This is a genomic window from Kitasatospora sp. NPDC050463, from assembly GCF_040655255.1.
Taxonomy (GTDB): Bacteria; Actinomycetota; Actinomycetes; order Streptomycetales; family Streptomycetaceae; genus Kitasatospora.
Genome location: NZ_JBFAJO010000076.1, coordinates 1 through 19,127, shown reverse-complemented (window position 1 = coordinate 19,127; position 19,127 = coordinate 1). Strand labels below are relative to the sequence as shown.

Annotated in this window: 17 protein-coding genes; 13 read left to right on the top strand and 4 right to left on the bottom strand. The window is 73.9% G+C overall.

Translation table 11 applies throughout. The features are described from left to right. The first annotated feature begins 28 nt into the window (after positions 1–28). From AB0J08_RS33345 to AB0J08_RS33330, 4 genes are read left to right on the top strand one after another with little or no spacing between them, the layout of a single operon-like run. Positions 29–196, top strand: a complete 168-nt coding sequence (locus tag AB0J08_RS33345; protein WP_360641613.1) for a hypothetical protein — start codon at positions 29–31, stop codon at positions 194–196. Between the two features lie 15 nt (positions 197–211). Next, on the top strand, positions 212–3,595 hold the full coding sequence (locus AB0J08_RS33340) for an adenylate/guanylate cyclase domain-containing protein (RefSeq protein WP_360641612.1): 3,384 nt from the start codon (positions 212–214) through the stop codon (positions 3,593–3,595). Then, on the top strand, positions 3,592–4,437 hold the full coding sequence (locus AB0J08_RS33335; RefSeq protein ID WP_360641611.1) for a S8 family serine peptidase: 846 nt from the start codon (positions 3,592–3,594) through the stop codon (positions 4,435–4,437). Before AB0J08_RS33340 ends, AB0J08_RS33335 begins: the two co-directional genes overlap by 4 nt. A 32-nt stretch (positions 4,438–4,469) precedes the next feature. After that, positions 4,470–5,105: a GAF domain-containing protein gene (locus AB0J08_RS33330; protein ID WP_360641636.1), complete on the top strand. Its 636-nt coding sequence runs from the start codon at positions 4,470–4,472 to the stop codon at positions 5,103–5,105. Between the two features lie 130 nt (positions 5,106–5,235). On the opposite strand, the gene AB0J08_RS33325 is transcribed toward AB0J08_RS33330, so the two are convergent. Continuing rightward, the gene (locus AB0J08_RS33325) at positions 5,236–7,047 is read right to left on the bottom strand and encodes a BTAD domain-containing putative transcriptional regulator (protein WP_360641610.1); all 1,812 of its coding nucleotides are present in this window, start codon (positions 7,045–7,047) and stop codon (positions 5,236–5,238) included. Positions 7,048–7,323: 276 nt separating this feature from the next. Here AB0J08_RS33325 and AB0J08_RS33320 point away from each other — a divergent pair, with 276 nt between their 5' ends. From AB0J08_RS33320 to AB0J08_RS33310, 3 genes are all read left to right on the top strand, one after another. Then, positions 7,324–7,515, top strand: coding sequence for a hypothetical protein (locus AB0J08_RS33320; protein WP_360641609.1), 192 nt, complete (start codon positions 7,324–7,326; stop codon positions 7,513–7,515). 157 nt (positions 7,516–7,672) lie between these two features. Beyond that, the gene (locus tag AB0J08_RS33315) at positions 7,673–8,629 is read left to right on the top strand and encodes a cupin domain-containing protein (RefSeq protein WP_360641608.1); all 957 of its coding nucleotides are present in this window, start codon (positions 7,673–7,675) and stop codon (positions 8,627–8,629) included. Positions 8,630–8,661: 32 nt separating this feature from the next. Further along, on the top strand, positions 8,662–8,850 hold the full coding sequence (locus AB0J08_RS33310; protein ID WP_360641607.1) for a hypothetical protein: 189 nt from the start codon (positions 8,662–8,664) through the stop codon (positions 8,848–8,850). 99 nt (positions 8,851–8,949) lie between these two features. Here AB0J08_RS33310 and AB0J08_RS33305 read toward each other — a convergent pair whose 3' ends face one another. The 3 genes from AB0J08_RS33305 to AB0J08_RS33295 form a co-directional block, all read right to left on the bottom strand. Next, positions 8,950–9,666, bottom strand: coding sequence for a class I SAM-dependent methyltransferase (locus AB0J08_RS33305; protein WP_360641635.1), 717 nt, complete (start codon positions 9,664–9,666; stop codon positions 8,950–8,952). Positions 9,667–9,906: 240 nt separating this feature from the next. After that, positions 9,907–10,461, bottom strand: a complete 555-nt coding sequence (locus AB0J08_RS33300) for a TetR/AcrR family transcriptional regulator (RefSeq protein WP_360641606.1) — start codon at positions 10,459–10,461, stop codon at positions 9,907–9,909. Then, the gene (locus AB0J08_RS33295; RefSeq protein ID WP_360641605.1) at positions 10,458–10,820 is read right to left on the bottom strand and encodes a DUF1304 domain-containing protein; all 363 of its coding nucleotides are present in this window, start codon (positions 10,818–10,820) and stop codon (positions 10,458–10,460) included. The genes AB0J08_RS33300 and AB0J08_RS33295 overlap by 4 nt, the downstream gene beginning before the upstream one ends. A gap of 220 nt (positions 10,821–11,040) precedes the next feature. Here AB0J08_RS33295 and AB0J08_RS33290 point away from each other — a divergent pair, with 220 nt between their 5' ends. From AB0J08_RS33290 to AB0J08_RS33265, 6 genes are all read left to right on the top strand, one after another. Next, positions 11,041–12,624: a glycoside hydrolase family 64 protein gene (locus tag AB0J08_RS33290; RefSeq protein ID WP_360641604.1), complete on the top strand. Its 1,584-nt coding sequence runs from the start codon at positions 11,041–11,043 to the stop codon at positions 12,622–12,624. A gap of 149 nt (positions 12,625–12,773) precedes the next feature. Next, positions 12,774–14,237, top strand: coding sequence for a glycoside hydrolase family 16 protein (locus AB0J08_RS33285; RefSeq protein WP_360641603.1), 1,464 nt, complete (start codon positions 12,774–12,776; stop codon positions 14,235–14,237). A 204-nt stretch (positions 14,238–14,441) separates the two neighbouring features. Further along, on the top strand, positions 14,442–15,512 hold the full coding sequence (locus tag AB0J08_RS33280) for a LacI family DNA-binding transcriptional regulator (protein WP_360641602.1): 1,071 nt from the start codon (positions 14,442–14,444) through the stop codon (positions 15,510–15,512). 434 nt (positions 15,513–15,946) lie between these two features. Next, a complete protein-coding gene (locus AB0J08_RS33275; RefSeq protein WP_360641601.1) occupies positions 15,947–17,233 on the top strand; it encodes an extracellular solute-binding protein in 1,287 nt (428 codons plus the stop codon). Between the two features lie 23 nt (positions 17,234–17,256). After that, positions 17,257–18,198, top strand: a complete 942-nt coding sequence (locus tag AB0J08_RS33270) for a sugar ABC transporter permease (RefSeq protein ID WP_360641600.1) — start codon at positions 17,257–17,259, stop codon at positions 18,196–18,198. A 5-nt stretch (positions 18,199–18,203) separates the two neighbouring features. Next, positions 18,204–19,040, top strand: a complete 837-nt coding sequence (locus tag AB0J08_RS33265; RefSeq protein ID WP_360641599.1) for a carbohydrate ABC transporter permease — start codon at positions 18,204–18,206, stop codon at positions 19,038–19,040. Positions 19,041–19,127 lie beyond the last annotated feature (87 nt).

Sequence of the window (19,127 nt, the reverse complement as noted above, 5' to 3'; positions counted from 1 at the left end):
CCTACGTCATGGAAGAGGGCTGATCGACGTGCCCGAGCCGACCCCCGCCGAACCACCGGCCGACCTGCATGCCGCGTACCCGGGTGCCGCGCCGAACCGCCCGGCCGACGACGACGAACCCGAGGTCGTCCTGCACTCCGCCGACGGGGACGACGGTGAAACCCCTTGGTGCATCGGCGACATGACGGCGTACTGACCGGAGGGCCCCACGATGAGCTGCCCGTCCTGCGCCACGGACCTCCCCCCGGACGCGCGATTCTGCGCCCGGTGCGGCACCCCCGCCACGGCCCCGACGCCGGCGGCCGAGGAGCGCAGGGTCGTCACCGTACTGTTCTGCGACCTCGTCGGGTCGACCGAGCTGTCCGGCAAGCTCGACGTCGAGGTGCTCCGGTCGATCCTGCTGCGCTACTACGAGCTGATGGAGCGCCGGATCGGCGCCCACGGCGGAGTCGTGGAGAAGTTCATCGGCGACGCCGTGATGGCCGTCTTCGGACTCACCGCGACCCACGAGGACGACGCGCGTCGGGCGCTGGAGACGGCCGTGGACATGCTGGCCGCGCTCGGCGATCTCAACACCCAGCTGGAGCGCGACCACCGGGTCCGGCTCGGTGCCCGGATCGGAGTGCACACCGGGGAGGTGGTCACCACGGCCGACCCGGCCAGGCGGCAGGCACTGGTCTCCGGCGAGGTCGTCAACGTCGCCGCCCGGCTGGAGCAGGCGGCGGGCCCCGGCGAGATCCTGCTCAGCGCGCAGACCTGGCGGGCCTGCGGATCCGGGCTGACCGTCGCCGAGGCCGGACCGGTCCGTCTGAAGGGAGTGGCCGGGCCGATCGAGGCCGGCCGCCTGCTGGGCCTCTCGGAACCCGAGCGCGCGCCCCGCTCCGACGTGCCGTTCGTCGGCCGGGAGCGCTACCTGAGCGAACTCGACCTGGCCTGGCGGCGGGTGACCGAGGAGGGCGACGTCCACGTCCTCACCCTGCTGGGGGAGGCGGGCATCGGCAAGACCCGCCTGGTCGACGAATGGCTGCGGCGCTCGGCCCCGGCCGTCGAGGCGGTCGGCGCGGGCCGCTGCCGGGCGGCCGGCACCGGCGGCTCGCTGCACGCGCTGGCCGAGTGCGTGGCCCCGCTCGCCGAGGAGGCCGGGCGGCACGCGCTCGACGGGTCGGCCACCGCCGCCGCGCTGGCGCTGCTCCGCACCGGGCTGCTGCTGGACGGCACGCCGGCCCCCTCCGAGGACGACACCTGCGCGGCGGTCGCCCACGTGCTCACCGTGCGCACCGGCGAACACCCGATGCTGCTCGTCGTCGACGACCTCCACTGGGCGGACCAGCCGTTCCTCGCCCTGCTCGACCGGCTGGTGGAGGACCTGCGCCGACTGCCGATCCTGGTGCTCTGCCTGGCCCGGCCCGAGCTGATGGACTCCTGCCCCACCTGGGGAACGGGCCGGGCGAACTCGACGACGGTGACCGTCACCGGCCTCTCCGGCGCGGACTCCGCCGTCCTCGCGGCCCACCTGGTCGACCTCGCCCTGCACACCTCGGCGGCCACCGAGCAGATCGTGGCCCAGGCCGACGGCAACCCGCTCTACCTCGAACAGCTCGCCGCGACGGTCGAGGAGGCGGGCGGCGCCGAGGGCCTGCCGCCCAATCTGCACGCGCTGCTCGCCGCCCGGATCGACCGGCTGGACGAGACGGACCGGACGGTGCTGCGCCACGCCTCCGTGGTGGGGCGCGAGTTCGACGCCGAGGACCTGGACGCCCTGGCCGGCGAGCCCGGGCCGCCGGCCGCGAGCGGCACGGTGCTCCGCACCCTGACCCGGCGCGGTCTGGTGAAGCCGATGCGTCGCCCGTTCGGTGCCAGTGCCGCCTACTGCTTCGTCAACGGCGTGACCCAGCGGGTCGCCTACGAGGGGCTGACCAAGGTCCGGCGCGGCGAGCTCCACGAGCGCTACGCCGAACACCTGCTGCGGGCCGGGCGCCCGGACGCGCTGATCGGCACCCACCTGGAGCAGGCCTACCGCTACCGCAGCGCGGTCGGCCGCCGCACCGAACGCGACCCGCTGCTGCGCCGGCGGGCGCTGCGGCACCTGGCCCGGGCCGGGGCCGGCGCGCTCGGCCGGGTGGACCTGCCCTGGGCGCTGACCCTCCTGCAGCGTGCCGCCGACCTCGCCGACCCGGGGGACCAGGGCCGGCCCGAGGTGCTGCAACGGCTGGGCGAGGTCCTGCTGGCGCTCGGCCGCTCCACCGAGGCGCGCGAGGTGCTGGTCCGCGCCGTGGCGGAGGCCGACGAGCACGGGGCGACGGGGACGGCCGCCCACGCCCGGCTGCACCTCGCCGCGTGCCGGCACGACGACGCCGCCCTGGAACAGGCGGCCGTCGACGGCCTGGCGGTCTTCCGGGTCTGCGGCGACGAACTGGGGCTGGCCCGCAGCCGCCTGGTACTCGCCGGGTCCTGCCAGCGCCGCGGGCGGCACGGCGAGGCGGTGGCGGCGCTCGGCCACGCCCTGACGCACTCGCTCGCCGCGGCGGCCGACCGGGAGCTCGCCAACACCCTGGGCGCGATGGGACTCTCCCTCTGGCACGGCCCGGAGCCGGCGCCGTCCGCCGCCGCCCGGTGCGAGGCCCTGCTGGCCACGTACGGCGCCGACCGGCTGGCCGTGCAGGTCACGCTCGGGTTCCCGCTCACCGTGCTGCACGCCCTCCAGGGCCGGTCCGAGCGGGCGGCCGAGTCCCTGGCCGCCGTCCGGCGTGCGATGGCGGCGCTCGCCTACGGCGAGGGCGCGGTGTTCGGGCCGCTGCTCGACGGGACGCTCGCCGCGCTGGCGGGCCGGCCGGAGCAGGCCCAGGCCGCCCTGCGCGAGGCGCTGGAGGCGGCCCGGGCGCTGCGCGCCGGCGGGCTGGTCCGCACCACCGCGCTCGAACTGGCCCGCGTCCAGCTGGCGGCGGGGCAGTGGCGCCAGGCCGCCGACCTGGTGGAGGACCTGGCCGTCGCCGACGGGCATCCGGTGGTGCAGGCCAACCGCTACGGCGTCCAGGCCAGGATCCGGGCACTCGGCGGCGAGCACGCGCAGGCGCTGGCACTGGCCCGCCGGGCCGTGCTGCTGGCCCACCGCACCGACTCCCCGGCCGACCAGGCCACCGCCTGCCTCGACCTGGCGTACACCGGCGCCCTGGTCGGGCGGCCGCTCCAGGCCCGGGCGGCGCTGCGGGCGGCGCGGCGCCGCTTCGAGGCGAAGGGGCACCTCGTCGGCGTGGCCCGCACCAGGCTGCTGACGGAGGAGCTGGGCCTGGCCGAAGAGCCGGGGCCGACGGGCGGGCGGACCGCCCCACCCCGCGCCGAAGCCTCACCCGTAGTGACCCCCACCCCGCCCGTAGTGAGCCCGGCCCCGAGCCAACCCCGCCCCGAGCCGAAGGGCCGCGCCGGTGCCGAAAGGGAGAAGGGACGGAGCGACGAAGGAGCGACGGAGCGCCGACCGTCGGCACCGGATCAAGCGGCCCGGAGGCGAGCGGGCGACGAAACGGAGCGCCGACCGTCGGCACCGGATCAAGCGGCCCGGAGGCGAGCGGGCGACAACACAGCCCGGGGCGAGCGATGACCACCACCACGCCCTCCGGTCGGGCCGCGGCCCGCGCCGCCGCGCTGACCTGGAACCTGCTCGACCGCCGCCCCGCCGACATCCCGGTCGCCACTTCCGAGACGGTGCCCGTCACGCCCGAGTGGGCGTACGGCGGAGCGGACGGCGCCGGCGTCCGGGTCTGCGTCGTCGACAGCGGCGTCGAGGCGGGCCATCCGCTGGTCGGCGAGGTGGTCGGCTCGCACGCGGTCGTCGGGCGGGACGGCGGTCTGACGGTGGAGGAGGTGGCACCGGCGGACACCTGCGGCCACGGCACGGCCTGCGCCAGCATCGTCCGGCGGGTGGCTCCCGGCTGCGAGCTGCACAGCGTCCGGATCCTGGGCGAGAACGGCGGCGGGACGGGCGCCGCCCTGCTCGCCGGGCTGAGCTGGGCCATCGAGCAGCGGTTCGACGTGATCAACCTGAGTCTGTCGACCTCGCGCCCGCAGTTCAGCCAGGTGCTGCGGGAGATGGCCGACGACGCCTACTTCAATCGCTCGGTGATCGTCGCCTCGGCGCACAACTCCCGGATCGAGAGCTTCCCCTGGCGGTTCTCCTCGGTGATCTCGGTCGGCAGCCACGCCGAGGACGACTCGGACCTCGTGCTCTACAACCCGGACCCGCCGGTGGAGTTCTTCGCCCGGGGGCAGGCGGTGCAGGTCGCCGGGCCGAACGGCAGCACGACCCGCAACACCGGCAACAGTTTCGCGGCGCCGCACGTCACCGGACTGAGCGCGCTCATCCTCGGCAAGCACCCTCGTCTGACGACCTTCGAGCTGAAGACGATCCTCTACCTGACGGCAGCCAACGTGCGGGGAGTGTGAGATCCATGGACCATCCGGCGGACTCCACGGCGATGATCGCGGCGATCTCGGGCGCCCTGGCCGATCCCGGCCCGGACGACCGCGAGTTGCTGGCCTCCATCGTGCGGGTGGCGCGTGAGATCTTCGGCGCCGCCGCGAGCTCGATCTTCCTCTTCGACCGGGAGGAGGACCAGCTGGTCTTCGAGGCCGTCTCCGGGGAGGGCGAGGACTTCCTGGTCGGGACGAGGTTCCCGGCGCACCGGGGGATCGCCGGCTGGGTCGCCGACACCGGTGAACCGGTGACGGTGGACGACCTGCGGGGCAGCGCGATGTTCGCGCAGGACCTGGCGGAGCGGACCCGCTACGTGCCGGACGCGATTATGGCGGCCCCGGTCGTCCACCGGGACGAGATCCTGGGCGTCATCCAGGTGCTCGACCCGCACCCGCAGTCCCGCTCCAGTCTGGCCGACCTGGACCTGCTGGCGGCCTTCGCCGGCCAGGCCGGGCTCGCCCTGCACGGCCTGGTCCGCAGCCGGGCGGCCCGCAGCGCGCTGGCGCTCGGCGGCGCGGAGTTCGAGCGGCTGGCCGGCATCGTCCGGGTCCTCGGTGAGCTGGCGCCCGAGCAGCGGGCGAGCGGGTTGCGGCTGGTCGAGTCCCTGCACGAGGTGCTCGCCGCCATGGCGCGCTGACCGGCCGGCGGGCGGCCGGTCACCCCCGCCGGCCTCCACCCGCCACCCGCCGGTCGCCCCCCGTCGCCCGCTGGCCTCCACCCGCCGGTCGCCGGTCGCCCCCCGTCGCCGTCGGTCGCGCTTCGGAGCGTCAGCAGCCGCCCGGCAGCGGACTGCGGTGCAGGGCGGCGGCGTACCGGTGGGCCAGCCTCGGCATGCGGTAGCGGACGGCATGGGCCCGCACCTCGTCGCCTTCGGCCACCGCGACCAGATGGGCCTCGATGAGCTCCTCGACGATCCGCTCTGCCGGCTCCGCCAGACCGCCCAGCGCCGCCAGCAGGACCGTCTGGTCGAAGGCCGGTCCCGGCAGCGCACCGAGGGCGCCCAGCGCCGCCTGCTGCCGCGGGGGCAGCGCCCGGTGGAACCTGCGGTAGCCGTCCTGGACGGAGGATCCGCCCACCGAGAGCTCATGGGGGCAGGCCGGCTGCCGTCCCAGCTGGTCCGCGTACTCGCGCAGTGAGAGGTGGCGCAGCGCGGTCAGCTTGGCGGCCAGCGCGCGGACGACCAGTGGCGAGAGCCCGTACGCGTCCTGAAGCCGGTGCAGCGTCCGGTCCGCGTCCACGAGCCGCTGCTCGCCGAGCACGCGCACCAGGAGCTCCCGGGCCTCGCCGGGGGTGAACTCGTCGAGTTCGATGCGGTGGACGCACTCCAGGCCGCTGAGCCGGTGCGCCGAGGTGACCAGCGTGCGGCTCGGCCCGCGGCCCGGCAGCAGCCGGCGGACCTGGGACTCGCCGGTCGCGCCGTCGAGGACGAGGAGGACCTGCCGGTCGGCGATCCAGGACCGCCACAGCGCCAGCGCCGCGGTCTCCTCCCGGGGCGGGGTGGTGTGCAGACCTGTGCTGCGCAGCAGCTCGGTCAGCACCTCGTGCCAGTCGCGGGGGGTGCCGTCGGGGTGTCCCAGCGGGACGAAGACCTGACCGTCCGCGAAGCGGTCGGCGACGCGGTGGCCGACATGGACGGCCAGCGCCGTGGTGCCGACGCCCGGCGGGCCCGAGACCGCCGCGACGTCGGTACATCGGGCACCGCCGGTGAGGACCGCCTCCGCGGCCTCGACCTCCTCCCGGCGGCCGACGAAGTCCGCCAGGTCGCGGGGGAGTTGTGAGGGTCTGGCGCGCTCGCGCGGGCGGTCGCCGCCCGGCCGGCCCGCTCCCTCGCCGGCCAGGATCGCCCGGTAGGTCCGCTGGAGCACGGGGCTGGGGTCGAGGCCGAGCTCCCGGGCGATGAACTGCCGGTGGCTCTCGAAGCAGGCGAGCGCCTGCCGCCGGCCGCCGACCTGGTCGAGCGCGGTCATGTGCAGCACGATCAGCCGCTCCCGGAACGGGTGCCGAAGGGCCAACTCGCCCAGCCGGTCCAGCAGTCCGAGCGCCCGGCCGGACTCGACCTCCAACTCGGCCCAGTCCTCGTACACGGCGAGGAACCGGTCGGCGAGCCGCTCCGACTCGCGGGCGGCGAACGGGCTGCCGAGCAGGTCGACCAGCGGCCGGTCCCGCCAGAGCCGGACCGCCTCCCCGAACAGCGCCGACGCGGCGGCCGGGTCGCCCTCCCGCTGCGCCTGCCGCCCGGCCGTCGCGAGTTCGTCGAACCGCAGCAGGTCCGACTCCTCGGACGTCACCGTGAGCGTGTAGCCGTACGGCACGTGGCCGATCCGGTCCCGCAGGACCTTGCGCAGGGCGGAGACGTACACCTGCAGGTTCTTGCGCGCCGTCCGTGGCTGGTCGCCGTCCCAGAGCGCGTCGATGAGCTGGTCGACCGACAGGACGGTGTTCGCCCGGCTCAGTAGTGCGGCCAGGAGCAATCGCTGTTTGTACGGGCCGAGTTCGAGCAGGGTGTCGCCGGACCGGACCTGCAGTGGTCCGAGGACGGTGAAACGCAGCGGTCCTGTCGCGCCGGTGTTCCCGGTCAAATGGCCCCTCCCCCAGAGTGCGCCACGCCATGGGCACAGTTCGGGCCGGCCCGATCGGGGCCGGTCGCCGTCGTCTGTGCTCCGACGGGTAGCTTCGCCGAGAAGAGGATGCCTGGCAAGGACGCGGTGAGCGATTGGTGAACAGTGGCACCGGAATGCCGGGAGGGGCGGGACAAGCTGCCAGGAAGCCCCGCACATACCGGAGTTCAACCGCCGGCTCCTAGCGTCGCACTGTGACGTCGGCCGACGTCCGAGCGCGAGCGAGAGGAGATCCGAATGTCCGACGAGGTGCAGGCACACAGCGTGGGCGGCGACGACGAGGACCTGGCCGGGTGCGGGATCCAGTTCAACGCCAGTGCCGTGGACGACGAGGTGCAGGCCCACAGCGTGGGTGACGAGGACGAGGACCTCGCGGGCTGCGGGATCCAGTTCAACGCCAGCGCCGCCGACGGCCCCGCCGGCGTCTAGGTCCGGACCGGACCCGGCCCGACGCTTCGTCAACGGCCGACTCGCCGCCGGACCGGACGGTCCCGGCGGGGGCGGCCGGGCCGGCCTGTGCGGGTGCACCCGCACAGGCCGGTCGCCGCCTTCCCGCCCCGGCACCCGATCACCCTGTGAGGCCCTCGTGGACAGCCTGCTCCGGCTCGTGGACGACCTCCCGACACTTCGAACCGCCTGGGAGCGCGAGCCCTTCGTCAGTACCGGCCTGGGCGACTTCGGTGACGTGTTCTCGCTGGAGAGCGCCGAGCGGCTGATCCACAGCAGCCTTCCGATGACCGCGGTGCGGCTCTTCCGCGACGGCCGACTGCTGCCCCCTGAACGTGTCCTGCGCAACCGGGGGAGCAACCCGAGGAGCCGTGAGAAGCTCGCCGACGGCACCAAGGTCGCCGACCTGGTGGCCGACGGCGCGACCCTGACCCTGGAGGAGCTCCAGAACCACAGCCCGGAGGTGGCGCGCTTCGCCGCCGCCGTGGCCCGCGAGACCGGCTACGAGGCGGACTGCACCGCTTTCCTGACGCCACCGCGGGCGCGCGGCGCCGCCCCGCACTTCGACCTGGTGGGGATCTTCCTTCGGCAGCTCCACGGCTCCAAGCGCTGGCGGGTGAGCGCCCCCGTGCGGCGGCTGCCGAGCCGCGCCCGCGCGGTGGACCCGTCGGAGGTCGGCGAGCCGGTGCTCGACGTCGTCCTCAAGGAGGGCGAGTGCCTCTACCTGCCGCGCGGTTTCGTACACGTCGGCGACACCACCGACGAGCCCTCCCTGCACCTGTCGATCGGGCTGCGCGGCGTCACCTGGGAGCGGGTCCTGCGCAGCCTGCTGGCCGGCGCCGCCGAGCGGTTCGAGCCGCTGCGCGAGGTCCTGCCGCCGGCCTTCTCGGACCTCGACCGGGCCGCCCTCTACCGCGAACGCGTCGAGCTGCTGGCGAAGCACCTGGCGGACGTCGAGTGGTCCAGGGTCTCGCTGGACATGCTGCGGGCCGAGCAGCCCTCGGCGGCGCCGGCGCCGGGCAGCCTGGCGGCCTCGCTGCTGCGCCCCGCCGCCGCCGACGACGGGGCGGCGCGGCCGGACCCGGAGCACCCCTGAGCGTGGCCCGCTCGGAGTGCGGCACTCGGTTCGTGGCCGCGGCGCACATCCACCTGACAGCGGACGGCGGGCGCGCGATCGTCGTGGCGGAATGGACGGATGCCGCCTCGCACGACGCGGCCGCCACCACCGCCGCCACCGACGCCCCTGGCTTCAAGCGGTACACGCTCCACCACTCGTTGCTGAACGGCGGCGCCCAGGGGGCGTCCGGCGGGGCATGAACGCCCCGCCGCGCACGACGGCCGCACCTGCCGCCCAGGCGGTCGGAGCGGCAGGTGCGAACCGGTCGGGGAGGGCGTCCGGTGTGGTCGTGAGCCGGTTCACGTAGCGGTCGATGCCCTCGGCGAGGGCGATGGCTTGGCGCCGGTTGAACGGGAGAGCTCACCGGTGGTACCGGAGGTCGTGCTCTGGCGGAGGCGGGCCAGCAAGTGGGCGTCGAGGAAGCCCCGCTCGGAGGCGGGGTCGTGGAGCAGCCGGGCGAACGTGGCGAACCCGGCCCCGGCCAGCAGCTCGGCGAACCGGTCCGCCGGCCAGCTGTAGGCAGGCGTCACCTTGTGATCGAAGCGGACCGGCTCGGGCCCGTCGGTCGCGAAGAACGAGACCAGGAGCAGGCCACCCGGTGCCAGGACGCGCGCCTGCTCGGCGAGCAGCGCGGGGAGTTCCCCGGGAGGGGTGTGGATCATCGAGTAGTGGGCCAGCACGCCGCCGAGCGCGCCGTCCTCGACTGGCAGAGCCTCCATCCGCGCCTCGTCGAACTGCAGCGCCGGATGGGCCCGCCGGGCGTGGTCGACCATGGCTGGGGAGAGGTCGAGCCCGAAGGCATCCAGCCCCAGGTCGTGCAGCATGGCCGTCAGATGTCCGGGCCCGCAGCCGACGTCGGCCGCCCGCGGGTTCCCCGTCCCGCGCACCAGCTCGGCGAAGGTGCCGACCATGTTCCGCGAGAACGGCTGCTTCTCCAACCGATTGGCGAACATCGACGCATACAGCTCGACGACCCCGTCGTAGGCCGCCCTGGTCTCATCCTGGTGCTCCACCACGGGAAGGAAGTTAACACCCCGTTCGCAGTTGTTCTCCGGCGCGGTGCCGAGTCCCGCCCCCCAGTCGTCGCGGACGCCGCCCTCGGCTATCACGACAGGACCACCACCCGGCTCCTCGACGGGACCGGTGGGACCTGGAGCCGATACACCGCCGGCCGCCACAGCCGGTCACCAACGGGGCGGCCTTCTCGGGGAACCGGCGACAGTTGATCGGGCGATCACACCGGTACGAGACCCCGCTCAGCCGAACGGTGTGCGGTGGAGCGATATCAGCAGGCGCCAGGTGCGGGCGGCGAGTTCGTCGGCGGTGGCCGGGACGAGGCCGTGCAGCCAGTCCGCGAGCAGCGCCGTGAAGGTCGCGGCGACGGCGGTGGCGACCAGCTCGGCGTGCGGCGCGCCGACCAGTTCCCGCTCGTTGCGGCTGCGCTCGCGGAGTTCGCGGTGCAGCAGATCGCCCAGGGGGCCGCTGCCGCCGGGCAGCAGCAGCGAGCGGTAGACGGCGGCGTGCTGCTCCACGTCCGCGACGAACGCGGTGAGGGCGGGCGGCGGGGCGGCCGGGTCGGGGGTGCCGCGCCAGGCGTGCAGGGCGTCGACGGCGTCCCGTACGACCTCGGCGCAGGCGTCCACCGCGAGGGCCTGGAGGTCCTCGTAGTGGAGGTAGAAGGTCGCCCGTCCGACGCCCGCCCGTCGGACCACCGCCGCCACGCTGGCCTCGGCCAGCGGGCGCTCGGCGCACTCGGCCAGCAGGGCGGCGCGCAGTCGGGCCCGGGTGCGGTCGGCCCGCGCGTCGGTCACCCGGCGATCAGTACGGCGGCCAGCGCGAGCGCGCCGGGCAGGGCCTGGGCGAACAGGATCCGGCGGTTGGCGGTCACCGCGCCGTACACACCCGCGATCACCACGCAGCTGAGGAAGAAGACCTGGACGCGGAAGCCGGTCGGGTCGTCCGCGATCAGGCCCCAGACCAGTCCGGCGGCCAGGAAGCCGTTGTAGAGGCCCTGGTTGGCGGCCATCGGTGCGGTGGCCTTGGCCATCGCGGGGTCGAAGCCGGAGAGCCCGCGTCCGGGCGCACGCTCCCACAGGAACATCTCCAACACCAGGATGTATCCGTGCAGTGCGGCCACCAGGCCCACCAGCGTGCTCGCGAGGATGTCCATGACGGGGTCCTTTCTGGACTGTTGTCCAACGATGATAGACACATGTCCAGAATTCTGCCAACCGGCCTCGCTTCAAGAGGTGAAGTCACAAACTGCACAGGGAAGTTCCACTGCTTCACCTCTTGACCGGCATCCGGGCGGGGCGGGACAGTGTGTCGAGACCTGAGAGCGCTCTCAGGCGGTTCCGCCGTGTTCCCACCGCCGAGGGAAGGCAGCCCCCATGACGGCACCCCCACCCGTCCCCGTGTCCCCACCCGCCCCCGCGTCCGCCGCCGTGTCCCGGCTCGCCCGGCCCGGGCCGACCCACCGGCCCTCCCGCGCCGCCGCGCCCCGCCACCGCGTCCCGGTGGCGGTCCTCACCGTGCTCGTCCTGCTCCTCGCCGGCCTGTGGGCGGCCGCCGGCGCGCGGGCGGCCGCCGACTACACCCAGTCGGCGACCACCGCCGGCCCCGGCTCGGTCCTGTTCGCCTTCACCCCGGCCACGCCCGCCACCCTGGTCGACGTCCACTACCGGCCCGGCACCGGCGGCCAGCAGGACTTCCGGATGACGGCGGTCGCCGGCCGCTGGGAGAAGACCGCCACGGGCCTGGTGGCCGGCTCGACCCTGGAGTACTGGTTCACCTACGAGAAGGCCGGACCGCTGTACGACACCCCGCACTTCACCACCACCGTGGGTTCGGGCGGCTCGAACGGCGGTGGGACGGGCAGCTTCCCGCTCACCTTCGTCAACAACACCCGCGGCGCCTTCGCCGACGCCCGGATCTACGTGACCGTCCTCGGCATGGTCACCCCCGGTCAGTGGTCCTACCTGCGGCCCGACGGCTCGACGGCGCACATCGACCACCTCGGCGCCAAGGCCCCCGGGCACCTGACCAAGAACGGCGTCGACTACCCGAACATGTCCTTCACCCTGGACCGGGCCGCCACCGTCCCCTCGCCGGCCTCCATCCGCGGCGGCCGCATCTACGTCTCGCTGGGCTCGCCGCTGTTCATCCCCGTCTCGCCCGACGACCAGGGCTGGGGCGGGCCGGACCCGCAGAACCCCGCCGACCCGAACAGCGACGTCTACTACGACTGGTACGAGTACACCTACGTCCACAACGAGGTCGCGTTCGGCGGCAACACCACGCAGGTCGACGGCTTCGGCTTCCCGATGAGCGCCCGGCTGCGGCAGACCTCCAGCGGGTACGACACCACCGCGGGCATCACCCGCACCCGGGCCGAGGTGATGGCCGGCTACGCCGCGGCCGTCGGGCCCGCCTTCCGCCCGCTGCAGGGCACCTACCGGATCACCGCCCCGCGCTCGTCCGCCCTCTTCCTGGCGGGCGGCGCGCAGCAGGGGTACCTCCAGCCGGTCATCGACCGCTTCTGGTCCACCTTCACGGCGAACCAGTTCACCCTCACCCGGCTCGGCGAGACCTTCACCGGGCGGGTCGCCGGCACCACCCTGACCTTCACCAAGAACGGGGCCGGGCCGTTCCACCTGACCAAGCCCAGCTCGCCGGACGTGATGGCCTGCGCGGGCGTGCTGGCCACCGGCAACGACACCGAGAAGCAGCTCGGCGCGGAGCTGTGCGCGGCCTTCCAACGCGGCGTGGCGCTCACCCCGGCCGACTGGTACCGGCCCGCCGCCTACTACCGCAGTGCCGACGCCGCCAACGACTACGCCGCGTACCTGCACGGCATCAGCCTCGGCGGCCGCTCGTACGCCTTCCCCTACGACGACATCAACGACCAGTCGTCCGTCCAGATCCTCGGCAACGCCGCTCCGCCCACCGGGCTGACCCTCGGTATCGGCTGGTAGTCCGAGCCGGCGGGCCGGGGGCCACACCGCAGGGACCGCCGGTCCGGCCGGTCGTGCCCGTCCCGCCCGTCCTCGACGTCCCGCTCGCACCCCCGCAGTGCCCCGCACCGTCACCACCCACGTCCGCCCACCCACGGAGGCGTACCACCGTGTTCCGAAACCCCACGGCCAGAACCACCGCCACCCACCGACGGCGCCCGCGCCGCGCGCTGGCCGCCGTCCTGACCGCCGCCGGCGCGGCCACCGCGCTCTGCGCGGCGTTGCTCGGCACCGCCACGGCCGCCGTCCCGCCCGCACCCTCCGGTTGGACCACCGTCTGGAGCGACGACTTCGGCGGCGCCGCCGGCACCCTGCCCTCCGGCACCGACTGGATCGTCGACACCGGCACCAGCTACCCGGGCGGCGCCGCGAACTGGGGCACCGGCGAGGTCCAGACCTACACCGCCGACACCGCCAACCTCCGCCAGGACGGCGCCGGGAACCTGCGGATCACCCCGATCCGGGACGCCAACGGCAACTGGACCTCGGGCCGGATCGAGACCCGGCGCAGCGACTTCGAGCCGCCCGCCGGCGGGAAGCTGCGCATCGAGTCCCGGATCCAGATGCCCGACGTGACCGGCCCGGCCGCCGCCGGCTACTGGCCGGCCTTCTGGACGCTGGGCGCGCCGTACCGCGGCAACTACTGGAACTGGCCGACCATCGGCGAGTTCGACCTGATGGAGAACGTCAACGGCATCAACCAGGTGTGGGGCACGCTGCACTGCGGCGGTAGCCCCGGCGGCCCGTGCAACGAGACCAGCGGTCTCGGCGCCGTGCACGCCTGCCCGGGCTCGGCCTGCCAGGGCAACTTCCACACCTACGCGCTGGAGTGGGACCGCAGCGTCAGCCCGCAGCAACTGCGCTGGTACGTCGACGGCGTGCAGTACCACTCCGTCAACGCGTCCCAGATGGACGCCGCCACCTGGAACGCGGCCACCGCGCACGGGCACTTCATCCTGCTGAACGTCGCCATGGGTGGTGCCTTCCCCGACCCGGTGGCGGGCTACCGGACGCCCACCGCCGCCACCGCCTCCGGCGTCCCGATGCTGGTCGACTACGTCGCGGTCTACCGCTCGGGAGGCACCGGCACGCCGTCGCCCACCGTCCCGCCGACGACCCAGCCCCCGACGACGCCCCCGACCACGCCGCCGGGCGGCGGCGGGAGCGCGTACGCGACCATCCAGGCCGAGGCCTACGGCGGGCAGTCCGGGACGGCCCTGGAGACCACCACCGACAGTGGCGGCGGCCAGAACCTCGCCTCCCTCGCCAACGGTGACTGGGCGCTCTACCCGGGCGTCGACTTCGGGAGCACCCCGGCCCGGCAGTTCAAGGCCAGGGTGGCCTCGGGCGCGGCGGGCGGTGTCAGCGGGCTGGTCGAGGTCCGCCTGGACAGCCGGACGGCCGCCCCGATCGGCTCGTTCGCCGTCGCCAACACCGGTGGCTGGCAGAGCTGGACGACCATCCCGGCCAACATCGGCGGGACCACCGGCAAGCACGACGTCTACCTGACGTTCACCAGCGGCCAGCCGGCCGACTTCGTCAACGTCAACTGGTTCACCTTCAGCACCACCTGACGCGGGGCGCCGCGCGGTGGCGGACGGGTTGCCGTCCGCCACCGCTGCGGCGCGCCAGAGGTGGCTCCGCCGGTCGTCGGGGACACGTCGGCCCGGCGGCCTCGGCCACCGCCTGCGCCCGGCCGACTGGGAGCGCTCTCACCGATGCTCCGGGAACCCGCTAGGCTCTGGGGACGAAGCGTCCGCGCGCGAGAGGAGCCCACGGTGCCGGAGCAGACGCCGCGTCCGACGCTGGAGTCGGTCGCCGAACGGGCCGGGGTCTCCCGGGCCACGGCGTCGCGGGTGGTGAACGGCGGCGAGGGGGTCCGCGAGGCCCTGCGGGAGAAGGTCCGGCGAGCCGTCGAGGAGCTCGGCTACGTTCCCAACCCGGCCGCCCGGACGCTGGTCACCCGGCACAACCGGGCGATCGCCGTGGTGGTGGCCGAGCCCGGCAGCCGGCTCTTCTCCGACCCCTTCTTCGCCCAGCAACTGCGCGGCATCGGCCGCGAGCTGTCCGCCGCCGACCACCAGATGGTCCTGATGATGGTCGAGGACCAGCACGACTACGAGCGGGTCGGCCGCTACCTGGCCGGGGGCCACGTGGACGGCGCGCTGCTGTTCTCGCTGCACCAGCCGGACCCGCTGCCCGACATGGCGCGCAAGGTCGGGCTGCCCTTCGTGGTGGGCGGCCGACCGGGCTGGGCGGGCGCCGAATCCGACCGCGACCTGGTCTACGTGGACAGCGACAACAGGGGCGGCGCCCGGCTGGCGGTCGGCCATCTGCGGGCGCTCGGGCGCACGGCCATCGCCACCGTCACCGGTCCGCTCGACCAGACGTCCTCGCTGGACCGTCTGGACGGCTACCGGGACGTGCTGCCCGACGGCGACCCGGCGCTGATCGCCGAGGGCGACTTCACCCCGGACGGCGGTGGCCGCGCGATGGCCGAACTGCTGGCCCGCCGGCCCGACCTGGACGCGGTCTTCGCCGCCTCCGACGCGATGGCCTCGGGCGCGCTGCGGGTCCTGCGGGAGGCGGGCCGCCGGATCCCGGAGGACGTCGCCGTGGTCGGCTTCGACGACGTCGAGTCGATCGCCGCCTGGACGGAGCCGCCGCTGACCACGGTGCGCCAGGACATCGAGGAGATGGGCCGGTTGATGGCCGGTTTGCTGCTGCGCCGCCTGGCCGGTGCCGGGGCGCGCCCCGCGGCGGCGGCCGGCGCCCCGAGGGGCCTGGCGCCCGGTGGCCCCACCTCCGTGATCACCCCGACCCGGCTGATCCTGCGCGCCTCGGCCTGAGCGCCTGAGCGCCTGCTCAGGCCCGCGCGGGCCTGAGCAGGCCGACTCCGAGCGCCGGGGCTCCGACCCGTGCGCGCGCCTGGGCCCGTGCGCCCGCCCTCCAGCCCGCCCCCGTGCCTGGCGCCGCCCCCGCGCCGCTACGGCGTCCGCCTTCATGTCCTGAACGCCGGGCGGGCGGTGTCCCGGAGATTACGTTCGGGTTTCGACCTCTTGACCGCCGCGCCGCCGCGCGGCACTCTCCTCTCAGCGCGTGAGAGCGCTCTCAAGAGCGCTCTCAGAGCCGACCGACCCACGCTCTCGCCTCGTCGCCCTCCCACGCTCGCCCGCGCCCCTCTCGTCCTTGCGCCCTCGCGTCCTTGCGCCCGCCGCTCAGCCCGCCACGCCGCTCCGCCCCCCGCCCCTACCCGACCCACCCGCCCCGCCAGGGAGTCCTCATGCGCCGCTCCACCGCCGTGCTCGGCAGCACCGCCCTCGCCGCCACCCTCCTGCTCACCGCCTGTGGCAGCTCCGCCGGCTCCTCCGACGCCGCCGACGGCAAGGTGACCATCACCGTCGACCTCTTCGGCACTTTCGGTTTCAAGGAGAGCGGTCTCTACGAGGAGTACATGAAGCTGCACCCCGACATCACCGTCAAGCAGACCGACACCCAGGACGAGGGCCAGTACTGGCAGGCCCTGCAGACCAAGCTCGCGGGCGGCGGCGGCCTCGCCGACATCCAGGGCCTGGAGGTCGGCCGGGTGGCGAGCGTGTCGCAGAAGCAGGCCGACAAGTTCACCGACCTGAAGACACTCGGCCTCGGCTCGGTCAACGACGAGCTGGTGCCGTGGAAGGGTGCCGCCGTGAAGACCGCCGACGGCAAGGTCCTCGGGGCCGGCACGGACATCGGTCCGGAGGCGATCTGCTTCCGCACCGACCTGTTCAAGGCGGCCGGCCTGCCCACCGACCGCACCGAACTGGCCGCCCGCTGGTCGACCTGGCAGGGCTATCTGGACCTCGGCAAGGAGTACGTCGCCAAGGCCCGGGCCGGCGACGTCTGGACCGACAGCGCGGCCGGCCTCTTCACCGCCGAGGTCGGCCAGCAGAAGGTGCGCTACGCCGACGAGAGCGGCAAGCCCGTCTTCGACAGCAGTCAGGCCGTGAAGACCGCCTGGGCCGACGCGGGCCGGTTGGTCGCGGACGGCCTGTCCGCGAAGCTCCCGCAGTGGACCCCGGAGTGGAACAAGGCCTTCAGTACCGGGAAGTTCGCCACCCTCAGCTGCCCCGCCTGGATGCTCGGCTACATCAAGGGCCAGGCGGGCGAGGCCGGTTCGGGCACCTGGGACGTGGCCGCCGGCCCCGGCCGGACCGGCAACTGGGGCGGCTCCTACCTGGCCGTCCCCCGGACGGCCAAGCACCCCAAGGAGGCCGCCGCGCTGATCGCCTGGCTGACCGCGAAGGAACAGCAGGCCACCCTCTTCACCAAGCAGGGCTCCTTCCCGTCGTCCACCGGCGCACAGACCGCGATCAAGGACGTGACCGACCCGTACTTCAACAACGCGCCGATCGGCCGGATCTTCAGCGAGTCGGCGGCCGCGATGCCGGCCCAGGTGCTCGGTGTGGACGACGGCGTGATCGGCAAGGCCTTCACCGACGCCCTCGGTGAGGTCGAGCGGACCGGCACCGCTCCCGACACCGCCTGGAAGCACGCGATGGACAACATCCGTAAGGCGAACGGAAGCTGACGAGAGCCCAGGACCACTCCACGATGGCCATCACCTCTGCCGCCCGCCCGCCCGCGGCCGATCTGGCGAAGCCCGGGACCGGCCGGGCCGGGCGGCTCGCCCCCTACGGCTTCCTCGCCCCGTTCTTCGTCCTCTTCGCCGCCTTCGGGCTGTTTCCCCTGCTGTACACCGCCTATGTCTCGCTCCACCGGGTCGAGTTGCAGACCACCGACCGGATGGACTGGCTGGGCCTGCAGAACTACGGCCGCCTCCTGGCGGACCCGTTCTTCTGGAACGCGCTGCGCAACACCTTCACCATCGGGGTCCTCTCCACCGTTCCCCAGCTGATGACGGCCCTCGGCCTGGCCCACCTGCTCAACTACCGGCTCCGCGGCCGGTCCTTCTACCGGGTCGCGATGCTGCTGCCGTACGCGACCTCGGTGGCCGCCGCCACGCTGGTCTTCGCCCAGCTCTTCGGGCGGGACTACGGCCTGATCAACTGGGTGCTGGGCCAGGTGGGTCTGAGCCCGGTGGACTGGCAGGCCGACACCTGGGCCTCGCAGTTCGGCGTCTCCGCCATCGTCACCTGGCGGTGGACGGGCTACAACGCGCTGATCTACCTCGCCGGCATGCAGGCCATCCCCGGCGAGCTGTACGAGTCGGCGGCGGTGGACGGCGCCTCCCGGTGGCAGCAGTTCCGGCATGTCACCGTCCCGGGCCTGCGTCCGACGATCGTCTTCACCGTCGTGGTCTCCACCATCGGCGCCACCCAGCTGTTCGGCGAACCGCTGTTGTACGAGGGCAACGCCGGCGGCGGGATCTCCCACCAGTACCAGACGCTCGGCCTCTACCTGTACGAGCAGGGCTGGAGCTACTTCCACCTCGGGCGCGCGGCCGCGGTCGCCTGGGTGATGTTCCTGCTGATCGTCGTCCTCGCCCTGCTGAACGCGGCGATCGCCGCCCGGCGCAACCGTACGGACCGGTGACCCGCATGCGACCGACCCCCCGTTCCCCGCTGCACGGCGGCCCGCTCGTCCACGTGGTGCTGATCGCCGCCACCCTGGTGTTCGCGTTCCCGTTCTACTGGACGCTGGTGGCCGCCAGCCGCTCCAACGCCGAACTCAGCTCGGCCTCACCGGCGCTGACCCCCGGCCCCAACCTGCTGCACAACATCGGCGAGGCCCTGCGGCAGGCCGCGATCGGCGACGCGCTGCTGAACTCGCTGATCGTCTCGGCCACCGTCACGGCCGGGGTGGTGCTCTCCTCGACGCTGGCCGGCTTCGCCTTCGCCAAGCTGCGCTTCCGCGGCCGCGGACTGCTGCTGGCGGTCACCGTCGCCACCATGATGATCCCGCCGCAGCTCGGTGTGATCCCATTGTTCATGGTGATCGTCCGGCTCGACCTGCAGAACACCCTGCCGTCGGTGATCCTGCCCTCGCTGGTCTCGGCCTTCGGGGTGTTCTTCATGCGGCAGTACCTGATCCAGGCACTGCCGGACGAACTGATCGAGGCCGGCCGCGTCGACGGCGCCTCACTGCTGCGGATCTTCCGATCGATCGTGCTGCCGGCCGCCCGTCCGGGGATGGCGGTGCTGGGCATGCTGACCTTCATGGCCACCTGGATCGACTTCTTCTGGCCGGTCGTCGCCCTCAGCTCGCAGAACCCCACCGTGCAGGTCGCGTTGAAGTCCCTGGGACAGGGGTACGTTCCCGACCAGTCGATCGTCATGGCCGGCACCCTGATCGGCACGCTCCCCGTCCTGCTGGTCTTCGGCGTCCTCGGCCGCCAGATCGTCGGCGGCATCATGCAGGGCGCCGTCAAGGGCTGACAGTGAGGATGTAGACGAGCGCTTTCCGGTGGGGTCTGACCCAAGGGCTGACTGACCTCGGGTCCTCAACAGGATCTGTCGGCCCCG

Coding starts and splice junctions, on each gene's coding strand:
- AB0J08_RS33290 (WP_360641604.1), top strand. CDS start 11,041: ATGACGGCACCCCCACCCGTCCCCGTGTCCCCACCCGCCCCCGCGTCC.
- AB0J08_RS33265 (WP_360641599.1), top strand. CDS start 18,204: ATGCGACCGACCCCCCGTTCCCCGCTGCACGGCGGCCCGCTCGTCCAC.
- AB0J08_RS33340 (WP_360641612.1), top strand. CDS start 212: ATGAGCTGCCCGTCCTGCGCCACGGACCTCCCCCCGGACGCGCGATTC.
- AB0J08_RS33270 (WP_360641600.1), top strand. CDS start 17,257: ATGGCCATCACCTCTGCCGCCCGCCCGCCCGCGGCCGATCTGGCGAAG.
- AB0J08_RS33330 (WP_360641636.1), top strand. CDS start 4,470: ATGATCGCGGCGATCTCGGGCGCCCTGGCCGATCCCGGCCCGGACGAC.
- AB0J08_RS33335 (WP_360641611.1), top strand. CDS start 3,592: ATGACCACCACCACGCCCTCCGGTCGGGCCGCGGCCCGCGCCGCCGCG.
- AB0J08_RS33295 (WP_360641605.1), bottom strand. CDS start 10,820: ATGGACATCCTCGCGAGCACGCTGGTGGGCCTGGTGGCCGCACTGCAC.
- AB0J08_RS33320 (WP_360641609.1), top strand. CDS start 7,324: ATGTCCGACGAGGTGCAGGCACACAGCGTGGGCGGCGACGACGAGGAC.
- AB0J08_RS33275 (WP_360641601.1), top strand. CDS start 15,947: ATGCGCCGCTCCACCGCCGTGCTCGGCAGCACCGCCCTCGCCGCCACC.